General features: G+C 66.2%; 12 protein-coding genes. 10 read left to right on the forward strand and 2 right to left on the reverse strand.

Features of this window, described 5'->3' with window-relative positions; all coding sequences use genetic code 11:
- Positions 1–4: 4 nt before the first annotated feature.
- From BLT60_RS01330 to BLT60_RS01340, 3 genes are all read left to right on the forward strand, one after another.
- Positions 5–1363, forward strand: coding sequence for an aminotransferase family protein (locus BLT60_RS01330; RefSeq protein WP_090874412.1), 1359 nt, complete (start codon positions 5–7; stop codon positions 1361–1363).
- A gap of 16 nt (positions 1364–1379) precedes the next feature.
- Complete coding sequence (locus tag BLT60_RS01335) at positions 1380–2543, forward strand: mandelate racemase/muconate lactonizing enzyme family protein (RefSeq protein WP_090874413.1); 1164 nt, start codon at positions 1380–1382, stop codon at positions 2541–2543.
- A gap of 155 nt (positions 2544–2698) precedes the next feature.
- Positions 2699–3454 (forward strand): FadR/GntR family transcriptional regulator, encoded by a 756-nt coding sequence (locus BLT60_RS01340; RefSeq protein WP_210185517.1) that lies wholly within the window; start codon positions 2699–2701, stop codon positions 3452–3454.
- On the opposite strand, the gene BLT60_RS01345 is transcribed toward BLT60_RS01340, so the two are convergent.
- Positions 3451–4209: an EthD domain-containing protein gene (locus BLT60_RS01345; protein WP_139167729.1), complete on the reverse strand. Its 759-nt coding sequence runs from the start codon at positions 4207–4209 to the stop codon at positions 3451–3453. The genes BLT60_RS01340 and BLT60_RS01345 overlap by 4 nt on opposite strands.
- A 245-nt stretch (positions 4210–4454) precedes the next feature.
- Between BLT60_RS01345 and BLT60_RS01350 the strand changes: the two genes are divergently transcribed.
- The 7 genes from BLT60_RS01350 (at position 4455) to BLT60_RS01380 (ending at position 12059) form a co-directional block, all read left to right on the forward strand.
- Positions 4455–5537 (forward strand): sugar ABC transporter substrate-binding protein, encoded by a 1083-nt coding sequence (locus tag BLT60_RS01350; RefSeq protein WP_175478239.1) that lies wholly within the window; start codon positions 4455–4457, stop codon positions 5535–5537.
- 11 nt (positions 5538–5548) lie between these two features.
- Positions 5549–7084, forward strand: coding sequence for a sugar ABC transporter ATP-binding protein (locus tag BLT60_RS01355; protein ID WP_210185518.1), 1536 nt, complete (start codon positions 5549–5551; stop codon positions 7082–7084).
- The gene (locus BLT60_RS01360) at positions 7081–8082 is read left to right on the forward strand and encodes an ABC transporter permease (protein ID WP_090874417.1); all 1002 of its coding nucleotides are present in this window, start codon (positions 7081–7083) and stop codon (positions 8080–8082) included. The genes BLT60_RS01355 and BLT60_RS01360 overlap by 4 nt, the downstream gene beginning before the upstream one ends.
- A complete protein-coding gene (locus BLT60_RS01365) occupies positions 8079–9080 on the forward strand; it encodes an ABC transporter permease (protein WP_090874418.1) in 1002 nt (333 codons plus the stop codon). Before BLT60_RS01360 ends, BLT60_RS01365 begins: the two co-directional genes overlap by 4 nt.
- A gap of 34 nt (positions 9081–9114) precedes the next feature.
- A complete protein-coding gene (locus tag BLT60_RS01370; protein ID WP_090874419.1) occupies positions 9115–9864 on the forward strand; it encodes an SDR family NAD(P)-dependent oxidoreductase in 750 nt (249 codons plus the stop codon).
- Positions 9861–10871, forward strand: a complete 1011-nt coding sequence (locus BLT60_RS01375; RefSeq protein WP_090874420.1) for an alpha/beta fold hydrolase — start codon at positions 9861–9863, stop codon at positions 10869–10871. The genes BLT60_RS01370 and BLT60_RS01375 overlap by 4 nt, the downstream gene beginning before the upstream one ends.
- A gap of 117 nt (positions 10872–10988) precedes the next feature.
- Positions 10989–12059, forward strand: a complete 1071-nt coding sequence (locus BLT60_RS01380) for an SDR family oxidoreductase (RefSeq protein ID WP_090874421.1) — start codon at positions 10989–10991, stop codon at positions 12057–12059.
- A 39-nt stretch (positions 12060–12098) separates the two neighbouring features.
- Here BLT60_RS01380 and BLT60_RS01385 read toward each other — a convergent pair whose 3' ends face one another.
- Positions 12099–13253 carry a winged helix-turn-helix domain-containing protein gene (locus BLT60_RS01385; protein WP_090874422.1) on the reverse strand — a complete coding sequence of 385 codons (1155 nt, stop codon included), beginning with the start codon at positions 13251–13253 and terminating at the stop codon, positions 12099–12101.
- Positions 13254–13335 lie beyond the last annotated feature (82 nt).

A 13335-nucleotide genomic window follows, 5' to 3' on the forward strand; every position in this document is an offset into this window, starting at 1 on the left:
GATCATGGACACAAGACCCGTCCCCGCGGCATCGACCTCTCTCGGCGAACGCGCCAAGCGTCACGTCCGCCATTTCCTGGCGGATTTCGCCGCGCTGGAACGTGAATATCCGGCCGGCTATCCCAAGATGATCGTCCGCGGCGAAGGCGCCTATGTCTTCGACGCGGACGACCACCGCCTGCTCGACGCCGGCAGCCACCTCGGCGCCTGCCAGATCGGTCATGGCCGGCGGGAGGTCGCCGATCGCATCGCCGAGCAGGTGCGCCAGCTCGAATTCATCGCCCTCGATGCCGGCGTCTCGCATCCCTATGTCGTCGAACTGGCCGAACGGCTCGCCGCCATCGTCGCCTGCGACGACCCCGTCTTCTCCTTCACCAACAGCGGCAGCGAGTCGAACGAACTCGCCTTCAAGATCGCCCGGACCTACCACGCCCGGCGCGGCGAGCCATCGCGGACAAAGGTGATCTCGCGGCTTGGCTCGTATCACGGCTCCTCGATCGCCGCTTCCGCCGCCACCGGCGTCGACGCCTTCAAGACCGGCTTCGGGCCGCTCGCGCCCGATTTCCTCCACACCACCCCGCCGACCCGATCCCCCTTCGGCCATCGCGAGGAGACCGCGACCGCCGAACTGTCGCTCGCCGATCTCGAAGCGATGATCGAGCGCGAGGGGCCGGAGACCGTCGCGGCGATCATCGCCGAGCCGATCGCGATCCCCGGCGCGGTCAAGATCCCGCATTCGGGCTATTTCGCCCGCCTGCGCAAGCTCTGCGACGCCCACGGCATCCTGCTGATCATCGACGAAGTCGTCTGCGGCTTCGGCCGGACCGGACGCATGTTCGGCGCCGACCATTTCGACGTGCGCGGCGACATCGTCACCTATGCCAAGGGCCTCACCAGCGGCTACATCCCGATGGGCGCGGTGGCGGTCTCGGGGCGGGTCAACGAGGTCTTCCTCAAGACTCCCCTCCTCCACCTCAACACCTATGCCGGCCACCCGGTCGCCTGCGCCTCTGCCCTTGCCGCCCTCGACATCATGGAGGCCGAGAACCTCGTCGACCACGCCGCGGTGATGGAGCAGGTGCTGCGCGACGAACTGAACCGGATGAGCCAGAGCGTCCAGCGGGTCCGCGACATCTCGGTCATCGGCCTTCTGTCCAGCGTCATCTCCGACATATCGGATGTCGAGGATCCCGACGCGACCATCCGCAAGGTGCGCAAGGACGCCTATGACGCGGGCCTGCTGGTCCGCATCGCGCGCGACGGCACCAACATGAGCGCGCATTTCTATCCGGCCCTGGTGGTCGGCCAGCGCGACATCGAAGACGGCGTCAGGGGCCTCGAAACCGCCCTCCGCCAGGTCTGAACCAGGGACTCCACCAATGCGCATTGTCGAGATTCGCGAGCAGTCGATTCCGCTGCAAGCGAACATCCAGAATTCCGTCGTCAACTTCGCCGAGCATACCGTCTCGCTCGTCGCCGTCGTCTCGGACGTCATCCGCGACGGCCGCCCGGTGGTCGGCGTCGCCTTCGATTCGATCGGCCGCTTCGCGCAGAGCGGCCTGTTGCGCGAGCGCTTCATCGCCAGGCTCGCCAAGGCCGCGCCGGAGGACCTCTCCGACGACGCCGGCACCGGCATCGACACGGAGAAGGCCTTCCGTATCATGATGCGGAACGAAAAGCCCGGCGGCCATGGCGACCGTGCCCATGCCGTCGCGGCGGTCGAACTCGCCCTCTGGGACCTCAACGCCAAGCTCGCCGGCGTGCCGGCATGGCGTCTCATCGCCGACAGGTTCGGCGTCACCGCGGCGGCGCGGATGCCGGTCTACGCCGCCGGCGGCTACTACTATCCCGAGGACAGCGTCGGCCGCCTGCAGGACGAGATGCGCGGCTACCAGGATCTCGGCTACACCTCCTTCAAGATGAAGATCGGCGGCGCCAGCCTTGCCGAGGACATGACCCGCATCGAGGCCGCCCTGGCGGTAATCGGCGATGCCAAATGCCTTGCCGTCGACGCCAATGGCCGCTTCGATACCCCGACTGCGATCGCCTACGGCAAGGCGATGGCCGGCTTCGGCCTTCGCTGGTACGAGGAGCCCGGCGACCCGCTCGACTATCGCCTGATGGACGAATTGGCCAAGGTCTATGACGAGACCCTGGCCACCGGCGAGAACCTCTTCTCCTGCCGCGACGTCGACAATCTCATCCGCTACGGCGGCATGCGGCCGGGCCGCGATCTCTTCCAGATGGATCCGGGTCTGAGCTACGGCCTCGGCGAGTTCGGACGCATGGTCGCGGCGATGGAACAAGCCGGCTTCTCGCGCAAGCAGCTCTTCCCGCATGGCGGCCACAACATCGCGCTGCACATCGTCGTCGGCCTCGGCCTTGGCGGCTCGGAAGCCTATCCCGGCGTTTTCGCACCGGTCGGCGGCTATGCCCCGGACTGCACGCTCGAGGGCGGCGCCATCGCCCCCGGCGACAAGCCGGGCTTCGGGCTCGAGCAGAAGCCCGATCTCGCCCCGTATATCGAAAAACTGACGGCCTGACGCCGGGATCGGGCCAAAAAACAAAGGAACTTGTTTTTTTACGCCCGCGATGGCACGGCTTGGGTGTACCGGCGCTTTAGCTCCGTGGTTGAGTCGCGGCAGCATCCGAGCGTCATCAGGCTGGCCAATCCGGCATAACCAAAGGGAGGTGCGCAGTGTCCGGCGCCGACACCGACCCGCTCGACCGTTGGCATTTTCATCCCATCGCCAATCCCCGCGCGCATGAGGAGGTTGTCGAGCAGATCACCTTTGCGATCCTGTCGGGCGCCTTCGGTTCGGGCGAACGTCTTCCCAATGTCGAGGCGCTGGCGCGCACCATGGGGGTCAGCAAGCCCGTCATCGGCGAGGCGCTGAAGGTCCTGACCAAGGCTGGCGTCGTCAAGGCGCAGCGCGGCATCCATGGCGGCCTCAGCGTCGACAATGTCGATGTGCCCGACTCGGTGCTGACCATCACCGCGCCGCTCAGTCACTTCGAGGTCCGCGAGATCGTCGAGGCCCGGCGCCCGGTCGAGCTCCAGGTCGCCCTGCTCGCCGGCGAACGGGCGACCGAGACTGATTTCGCGGCGATGCAGGTCTGCATCGACCGGCTGCGCGAGCATCGCAACAGCGATCTCTCGAACCGGATCCGCTTCGACCACCTCTTCCACTACACGATCGGGCGGACGGCGCGGAGCCGCGCCCTCGCCCTCTACCAGCACCAGATCCTCGAGAATCTCTACGTCCGGATGGGGCCTTATTTCGCCGAGATCGAGGAGGTTGAGTCCGTCATCCGACTGCACGAGATGACGCTCGACGCGATCCGCACACGCGATCCCGCGGCGATCGCCGAAGCGATCGACGTCCATCTCAAGCCGCTCGAAACCGTGGTTGCTGAAGCCGGCGAGGGGGCCGGTCTGGATAACCAGACCTAGTCGTCGCGGTGCGGCAGGGCGGTGTTGAGCATCAGCATCTCCTGGCCGCGGAACAGGCCGCCGAGCGTATCGGTGCTCGCATCCTTCAACTCAGCGAACTTCGCCTTGAAGCCATCCGAGTTGAGATAGGCCAGCGCGTCGTCGTTCGAGTCGAACCACAGTTCCAGGTTCCAGTCGTAGAGCAACTGCCCTTCGCTGGGCAGCGTCCCGACCTGGCCGAGCCTGATCGTCTTGTCGACGCTGGTCCCGAAGACGTGCTCGCGCACCAGCGGGTCCTGGCCGAGGTCGCCGAAGGTCCTGGCGTACCAGTCCTTGAGACCCGCCTTGTCCCTGGCCATGCCGAAGGCGATGAACTTGGTGATGGTGCCGTCCTCCCGCGCGCGGTAGCCGCGCTGGAAGGTGCTGAACTGCGCCGGCTGCGCAACGTCGAACTGGGTGTGCTCGGTCAGTGCGATACCGGGCAGCGTGCCGGGCTGGAGACCCATGTTGACCATGCCGTCGCCGAGCAGCGCCCATCCGGTCGGATGGTTCCAGCACGCGACCATCGAATCCCAGTCGGCCCAGTACTCCTGGGCAATGCGGAAGAACTCGCCATGCGCGACATCCGGTTGCCGGTCGACGCGACGGTTGATCGAATAGCGGATGATCTTGTGGGCAACCTTGGCCAGTTCCGTATGAATGCCAAGATACCAGTCGTCGAACTGATCGGCGGTCATGTGGGAAGGCAGGGTGATGACCCAGTTGAAGCTAATCACCGTCGACTCTCCTCGCACTAAGAACAAAGAAAAAGATTTTTGATCATTGGACAGGCGTGCTGACCTGTCAAGATGGGACTGCCGGGAGGTGAACAGGTCGCGGCAATTCAGGGGCGACCGGACGTGGTGCGCTTGACTCCATAAAAGGTCGCAGCTAAAACCAAAGATCAAAGCTTTTGTTCTTTTACTTGTGCGATCCAATTTCACCCACGCACCAGGAGGTACGAATGACTTCGATGACGAGAATGGCAGCGGTCCTTTGCGCGACCGCACTATCGCTGGGCACAGTGCTCGGCGGCGTCCAGGCCCAGGAAGGGACCGGATCGGTCATGGGCGAAGGCAAGGAACTGGTGATGTTCACCATCACGGCTTCCAACGTCTACGGCGCCAACCAGATCAAGGGCGCGACCGCCGAGGCCGAGAAGCTCGGCTACAAGCTCACGGTTTTCCAGAACAACTTCTCCCAGCCGGAGCAGGACCAGCAGGTCCAGCAGTATATCGCCAGCGGCGCCAAGCCGGCTGCCGTGATCTTCTGGCCATGGGTCGCCGATGCGGCGATCAACGACGTGCGGCTCCTGTCGCGCCTCGCCCCGGTCATCCAGCTCACCCAGGAGCCCAACGAGAAGTCCTGGCCCTTCGTCCAGGCCTATTCCGGCGCCAACCAGATCCTGATCGGCAAGACCGTCGGTGAGATGCTCATCCAGGCCCGCGACGCCGCCAAGGCAGCCGGCATGGAGTTCAAGAGCCCCGAAGGCAACCTCCTCATCTTCCAGCATCCGGAAGGCGAGAAGACCGGTACCGAGCGCTACAAGGGCATGATCGAAGCCACCAAGGACGCTCCGTTCAACGAGATTCACCTCGAATACGGTGCCAACAGCCCCGAGAGCGGCTACGAGATCGGCAGCCAGGTAGTCCCGAAATACAAGGGTGAGTTCGACTTCCTGTGGGTCTCGAACCAGCAGGCGGCCAACGGCGTCATCCGCGCCCTGAAGGAAAACGGCATCACCCCCGGCAAGGACGTCTACATCGTCTCCGGCGATTGCTCGGGCTCCCTCGAGGCGGTCAAGAATGGCGAGACCTTCGGCACGGGCATCCAGCCGGCAGCGGTCGAGGGCGCGCTTGCGGTCCGCACCGCGGCGAAGTTCGTCGCCAATGGCGGCATCGAAGGCGATGTCATCCAGATGGAAGTCGAGGCCGAGGCCCCCGAGATCGATCCCGGTCCGCCGGCGAAGTTCAACTTCATGCCGCACGCCCCGGCGATCGGCGCCGATGGCGTGGCCAACACCAAGATCTGGGGCTATAACGCCGACGAGATCTGCGCCAGCTAAGCGACTGCCTGGTGATCAACACATCAACATCCACGACAATCGGAGGCGCGGCTGAAAAGCCGCGCCTTCGGGTCCGCGGCCTCTCCAAGCGTTACGGCAGCGTCCAGGCCCTCGACGAGGTCGATTTCGAGCTGCGACCCGGCGAAGTGATGGCGCTCCTCGGTGAAAACGGCGCCGGCAAGAGTACCCTCGTCAAGGTCGTTTCCGGGCTTGTCGAGCCGGATTCCGGCACCATCGAAGTCGACGGCACGTCGACAACCCTCTTTCCCAGCGCACGTTCGCAGGCCGCCGGCGTTGCCGTCGTCCACCAGGAATACAGCTCCGTCCCGACGCTGACCGTCGCCGAGAACCTGGTCCTAGGCCAGACCGGCGTTTCGGCGCTCTGGCTCCCCGGCCGCCTCAATGCCCGCGCCAGGGAACTGCTCTCCGCCGTCGGGCTCGATCACATCGATCCCGGCACGCGGGTCGAGCACCTCAGCGTCGCCGAGATGCAACTGCTCGAGATCGCCCGCCTGCTGGTGCGCGACGCGCGCATCCTCATTTTCGACGAACCGACAGCCGCGCTCGCCGATCGCGAGATCGAGCGCGTCCTCGCCGTCATCCAGAAGCTCGCCGCCGAAGGGCGCAGCGTCATCTATGTCACCCACCGCCTCCCCGAGGTCTTCCGCATCGCCAACCGTGTCACGGTCTTCCGCAACGGCCGCAGCCTGCCGGCCTGCCCGACCAGCGAGCTCGATGTCGACCGCGTCATCGCGATGATGCTCGGTCGCGACCTCGACACGATGTTTCCGGCCCATGGCACCCTGTCCGGCGATCCGCTCTACCGGGTCGAAGGATTGCTGAGCGCCGGTCTTGTCGAGCCCGTCAGCTTCAATGTCCGTCCCGGCGAGATCGTCGGCCTGACCGGCCAGCTCGGCAGCGGCGCCAGCGGCGTTGTCGCATCGCTGGCCGGCATGGCGCCGCCATCGGCGGGACGAGTCCTGCTCGGCGGCAAGGAGCTCTCCCTCAAGAGCCGCTCGGCGACGCTCCAGGACGGCATCGCCTACTGCTCCGCCGACCGGAAGCGCGACGGCATCTTTGCCGAACGCTCGATCCGCGAGAATCTGTCATCGCCGTGGATCCGCTCGGTCGCCTCCGGCGGCTGGATCTCGACGCGCCGGGAGACCGAACGCGCCGGCGAGATCGCCGCCCGCTTCGCCATCGACGTCAAGCGCCTCGGCTCCAATGTCGGTACCCTGAGCGGCGGCAACCAGCAGAAGGTCGCGGTCGGCAAGTGGCTCGGCACCACGCCGCGCGTCATGCTTCTCGAGGAGCCGACCCGCGGCGTCGATATCGGCGCCCGCGCCGAGATCTACCAGCGGCTCCGTGATCTCTGCGACGCCGGCCTCGGCATCGTCGTATCGAGTTCCGACACCGCCGAGATTCTCGGTTTATGCGATACCATCGGCACCTTCTATCGTGGCCGCCTGACCAGCTTCAAACCGCAGGCGGAGTGGACCGAGGATTCCCTCGTCCGCGAAGTGATGCACCAGGAGACGGCCGCATGAGCGAGCCGTCAGGGAGCGTGACCGCCGGGATGTCGCCGACGTTACAACAAGCCGACAAGCCGAACCGGCCCGACTGGCTGCCGATGGCGCTGGTCATCGGGCTGACGGTCGTCGCCATCGTCATCGCCGTGGCGGTGACCCCGAAGTTCCTTACCGTCGACAACATCCGCGCCATCCTGCGCAACGCGGCGATCGTCGGCATCGTCGCCGTCTCGATGACGCCGATCACGCTCTCCGGCAACTTCGTCTCGCTCGGCATCTCCCAGTCGGCGATGGCGGCGATGGTGTCCTTCGTCGCCCTGGTCGGCACCGGCATGCCGCAGGTCTTCGCCATCGTCCTGGTCATTGCCGGCCTCGTCGCCGTTGGCGTCCTTCAGGGCGCCGTGGTCGCCGCCGGCCTCAACCCGGTCATCACCACGCTCGCCGCCGGCGCCATCATCTTCGGCGTCGTCTCGGAGGTCTCGGGCGGTGGCATCGTCCGGGCCGGCGACGCGCCGCTCTCCTGGGGCGGCAGCACCGTTGCCGGCATCCCCATCGAGGTTCTGGTCTTCCTGATCGTTACGATCGCCGTGACGCTGCTGATGTCGCGCACCGTCACCGGAAGGGAAACCACGCTGGTCGGCGCCAACCGCCCGACGGCGGAAGTCAGCGGCATCTCCTTCACCCGCGTCACCATCGTCGCCTTCGCCATCTTCTCCGTCGGCCTCGCCATCGCCGGCATCCTCAACGGCGCGGCCTTCGGCCAGGCGACGGCCAAGTCGTTCCCCGATCTCACCATCGACTCGATCGCCGCCCTGCTGGTCGGCGGCACGGCGATCGCCGGCGGCCAGGGGTCGCCGCTGCGCTCGGCCGGCGGCGCCATCCTCATCGCCGTCATCTCCAACATGATGGTCCTTAACGACTTCAGCACCGGTGGCCGGCTGGCCGTGCAGGGCGGCGTCGTCGTTATCGTCGTCGTCGTCCTAGACCTCATGCGCCGGGGAGCCTTCCGCCGATGAAGCCCGGCATCCTGACAACCCTGCGGCCGTACTTCCTCCCGGCCTTGGTGCTGGCGGTGACGTGGCTCGTCATCGCCAGCATCACCCCCACCTTCCGAGGCGCCGCCAGCATCTTCTCGGTGCTGGAGGGCTTCTCGCTGGTCGGCCTCGTCGCGCTTGGGCTGGCGGCGACCATCATCGCCGGCGAGTTCGACCTGTCGGTCGGCTCGATGGCGGCCGTCGCGGCGGTGATCGCGGTCCTGTGCGAAGGCGCCGGCCTCGTCGGCGCCGTGCTGATCGCAACGCTGGCAGGTGCTGCGCTCGGGGCCATTCAGGGCACGCTGATCGGCCGTCTCGGCATCAACTCGCTGGTCTTCACCATCGGCACGCTGATCTTCCTGCGCGGCATCACCTACATCCTCAGCGACAGCGCGCCGATCATGATCGACGCGTATGAGATCACCGACCCGCTGCTCGAGCGCTACGGCATCTTCTCGCTGAGCAGCCTCACCGCGCTGGTGATGTTCGCCATCGTCGGGCTCTTCCTCACCTACACCCGATGGGGCCGCGAGATCTTCGCCATCGGCGGCGCGCGCAACGAGGCTATCGCTGCCGGCGTACCAGTTGTCCGGCCGATGGCCATCGCCTTCGCCCTGTCAGCGGGCTGCGCCAGCCTCGCCGGTGCATTGGCCGCGATGCGTGGCGGCAGCGCCGCCCCCCAGAATTACGAGGACCTTCTGCTCAGTGGCGCCGCCGCCGCGCTGCTTGGCGGCATCAGCCTCTATGGCGGCCGCGGCACGGTGTTCAACGTTGCCCTTGGCGTCGCGGTCCTCTCGGTCGTCGGCGCCGGACTGGCCGCGCGCGGCAGCACCGCATCGCTGGTCCAGCTTGTCACCGGCGTCCTGCTCCTGACGGTGATCACCATCGAATTTCTCGCCGGCCGCCTGCGGCTCGAAGACACCGTCTTCGCCGGCCTGACGGGACGACGCGCCCGCGGCTCCGCCGGCGCCGGCAGTTGAATCACTTTCGAGAACGCATGAAGAAGGACGGGGCATGACAGGACGGCTCGACGGCAAGATCGCAATCATCACCGGCGCCTCGACCGGCATCGGGTCGGCCACGGTGCGCCTGTTCGTCGCCGAGGGTGCGAAGGTGCTGGCGGCCGACATCAAGGAGCCGGGCGAGGAGATGCGGGCGGCACTTGCCGAACACGCCGGTTCCCTGGTCTTCCGGACGCTCGACATTCGCAGCGAGGAGTCCTGGGCCGAGGCGCTCGCCGCCTGCGTCGAGACCTTCGGCCAGCCCAATGCGCTGATCAACAACGCCGGCCTCGGTTCCAGCGGCAAGCCGGTCCACGAGGAATCGCTCGAGGCGATGCGCGCCAATTTCGACACCAACGTGCTCGGCATGTTCCTCGGCATGAAGACCGTCATCCCCGGCATGATCGAGATGGGCGGCGGCGCCATCGTCAATGTCTCCTCGGTCTGGGGCTGGTCGGGCATCAAGAACAACGTCGCCTACCAGACCGCCAAGGGCGCCGCGGTGATGTTGTCGAAGAACGCCGCCGTCACCTATGCTCCGCACAACATCCGGATCAACTGCGTGCTGCCCGGCTATGTCGACACGCCGATGTCGCGGACGGTGACGCCCGAGGAGTCGAAGATGCTGATGGAATTCACCCCCCTCGGCCGCCGCGCCGAGCCGGAGGAGCTGGCGCCGATGTTCGTCTTCCTCGCCTCCGACGAGGCAAGCTTCGTCGCTGCCGGCAACTTCATGGTCGACGGAGGCATGGCGGCGCTATGACCGAGGTATCCCACTTCGCACTCGGCGATTTCGCCCTCGATTGCGGCGTTACCCTGCCCGCCGCGCAGATCGCCTACACGACCTACGGCACGCTGAACGCCGCCCGTGACAACGTCATCGTCTTCCCGACATGGTTCGTAGGCTCCCACGCTGATCTCGAATGGCTGATCGGCGACGGCGAGCCCCTCGATACGTCGAAATACTTCGTCGTCGTGCCGAGCATGTTCGCCAACGGCCTGTCGTCGTCGCCGTCCAACACCCCGGCGCCCTACGATCGCGGCCGGTTCCCGGCGATCACCATGCAGGACAACGTTCGCGCCCAGCACCGCCTGCTGAGCGAGCAGTTCGATGTCCAGAAGATCCAGCTCGCCATCGGCGGCTCGATGGGCGCCTTCCAGGCCTATCAATGGGGCCTTGCTCATCCCGATCTCGTCGAGCGCATCGCGCCGTGCTGCGGCGCCGCCCGCGTCAGCCCGCATTGCTACGTCTTCCTCGCCGGCGCCAAGGCCGCCCTGCTGGCCGACCCGGTCTATGCCGGCGGCGACTACGAGACGGTGCCGGACGCCGGCCTGCGCGCCCTCGGCCGGGTCTGGGCCGGCTGGGCGCTCTCCCAGGAATTCTTCCGCGACGGCCTCTACCGCGAGATGGGCTTCGACACCGTCGATGCCTTCCTCGTCGATTTCTGGGAAGCCTTCTGGGTCGGCATCGACGCCAACGACCTGCTCAGCCAGCTTCATACCTGGCAGACCGCCGACATTTCCCTGACCCCCGGCTACGACGGCGATCTGGAGAAAGCCCTCGGCGCCATCAAGGCGAAGGCGGTCGCCAGCCCGGGACAGAAGGACCTCTACTTCCCGCCCGAGGACATGGCCTGGGAAGTCGCCCAAATGCCCAATGCCGAAGTGCGGCCGATTCCTGGCCCCTGGGGCCATTTCTCGGAAGTCGGCATCAACCCCGCCTGCAACGCGTTCCTCGGCAACTCGATCCGGATGCTGCTGGAGCGCTGAGTCTCGGCAGGTCGCGGACGCCCTGAATCCGGGCGCCCGCCGGCACTCGTGATTCCATCGCCCAGGGCCGGCCGTTTCGTGCAAACTATGCGGCCCGCCTAAGCGAAAGAGAGAATCATGACGGACACCAGGACAGCGGTCATTTTCGGCGCCTCCGGCATCATCGGCCGGGCGATCGCGGAAAACCTGCTGACGACGGGCGGCTGGCGGGTGGTCGGCGTCGCCCGCAATCCGATCGCGGATATTCCCGGCCTCGACTTCGTCGCCTGCGACCTCACCGATCCGGCATCATGCCAGCAAGCGCTTGCCGGCATCGCCGCCGAGCACGCCTATTTTACAACCTGGGCGCGGCGGCCGACCGAACATGAGAATTGTGAGGTCAATGGCGGCATGGTCCGCAACGCGATCGCCGGGGTCGTCGCCGCCGGCACGCTGAAGCACGTCGCGCTGGTCACCGGGCTGAAGCACTATCTCGGTCCCTTCGACAACTACGCCAAGACCGCGATCGAAACGCCCTTCACCGAGGACATGCCGCGGGTGCCGGGCGAGAACTTCTACTACGCGCAGGAGGACGAACTGTTCGCCGCCGCGGAGAAGCACGGCTTTACATGGTCGGTCGCCCGCCCCCACACCGTCATCGGCTACGCGCCGGGCAACCAGATGAACCTCGGCACGTCGATCGCCGTCTATGCGGCAATCGCAAAGGAAACCGGCCTTCCCTTCCAGTTTCCCGGCACGCCCCAGCAGCATGATGGCCTGGTCGACGTCACCGATGCCCGCCTGCTGGCCAGCCACATGATCTGGGAGGCCAACACACCGGCTGCCGCCGACACCGCCTTCAACGTCGTCAATGGCGACGTCTTCCGCTGGCGCCGCATGTGGACGCACATCGCCGACTGGTTCGGTCTCGAGGCAGCGCCCTATCCGGGAAAGATGGTGCCGCTGATCGAGTATCTGGCCGATGCCGGTCCGGTCTGGGACCGCATCGTCGCGCAGCACGGGCTGAAGCCGAACCCGATCGACACGGTCGCCCCCTGGTGGCACGTCGATCTCGACCTTGGCCGCACGATGGAAACCATGGCGGACATGAGCCTTAGCCGCGAGCGCGGATTCACCGGCTATCAGCGCTCATCGGGTTCGTTCATCGACCTGTTCGAGCGGTTGCGGCGGGAACGGATCATCCCCTGATCCCGGGCAAGTCTGCCGGACGGTCGCTGCACCCAAGGCCTAAGTATCGAGCTGAAATCGCTCGAAGCGATCGAGGGCTTCCTCGATCGCCTTCTTGTGGCGTCGCGGCGTCCCGCCGCCGACCCACGTCCACCCCTGGATCAGCAGCTTGCGATTCGCCCGGTCCGTCTTGAGGTCGAGCGCCGCGACAACCTCGTCGCCGACGAGCACCGGCAGGGCGAAATAGCCGAGCACCCGCTTGGCCTTGGGCACATACGCCTCGAACAGGTGCTGGTAGCCGAAGAACAGCGCCAGCCGCTTGCGCTGGATGATCAGCGGATCGAAGGGCGACAGGATGTGGACCAGGTCCTCGTCGGGCGCTTCGACGCCGTCCAGCACCTCGGGCGGCGCCCAGTGCTCGACCTTCTCCGCGCCCTCGATCGCGACCGGCAGCAATTCCTTGCGCCGCACCCGCGCCTCGATCAGCCGGCGCATCGCCGGCTTCATCGGCGCATTGAGGTGACAGAGCGAATCGAGACTGACGAGTCCCTGCGAACGCAAGCCGCGCTCCAGCCGATAGGCGACGATCTCGCGCTCCGATGCCGGCTTGGGCGGGGTCTCCCAGCCGAAGTGCCGATCGGTCAGCTCGTAGGTCTTCAGCATCCCGGTGCGTTGGCTGATCGTCACCATGCCCCGTTGAAAGGCGACCTGCAGCGCCTGCTTCGACGGCTTGCGGCTCGCCCAGGGATGGTCCTTGTCGACCAGCACGTCGTCGTCGATATCGCGGATCGTCAACGCGCCGGTCTCGCGCAGTCGCGTCAGCACCTTTCGAAGGTCGGCCGGCTTCACCGAATCGAACCAGCCATGTCGCTTCCAGTCTTTCTTCATCGCCCGGATGAAGAAGCGGTAGTCGCGCGACGGCACATAGGACAGCGCGTGCGTCCAGAACTCGAAGACCGACTTGTCGACGCTCTGCGCCTGCGCAAGGTCGGCCCGCCGGTATTCGGGAATCCGGCTGTAGAGGATGTGGTGGTGGCAGCGCTCGATGACGTTGATCGTGTCGATCTGCACATAGCCGAGGTGCTCCGTCGCCCGGCGTGTCGCCTCGGCGCCATCGCCGAACGGCGCCGCTACGTCGAGACGTTGCGCGTGCAGCCAGATGCGTCGCGCCTCGGAGATGGAAATGGAACGGGGAGCTTTGTCAGCGCGGGGCATCGAGACGACAGGTCGGTTGGGGCGTTGATGGATTGCCGAAGGACGGGACCGTCCTTCGAAGACTCACATGGCAATGTAAGCG

Source organism: Bauldia litoralis, from assembly GCF_900104485.1.
GTDB lineage: Bacteria > Pseudomonadota > Alphaproteobacteria > Rhizobiales > Kaistiaceae > Bauldia > Bauldia litoralis.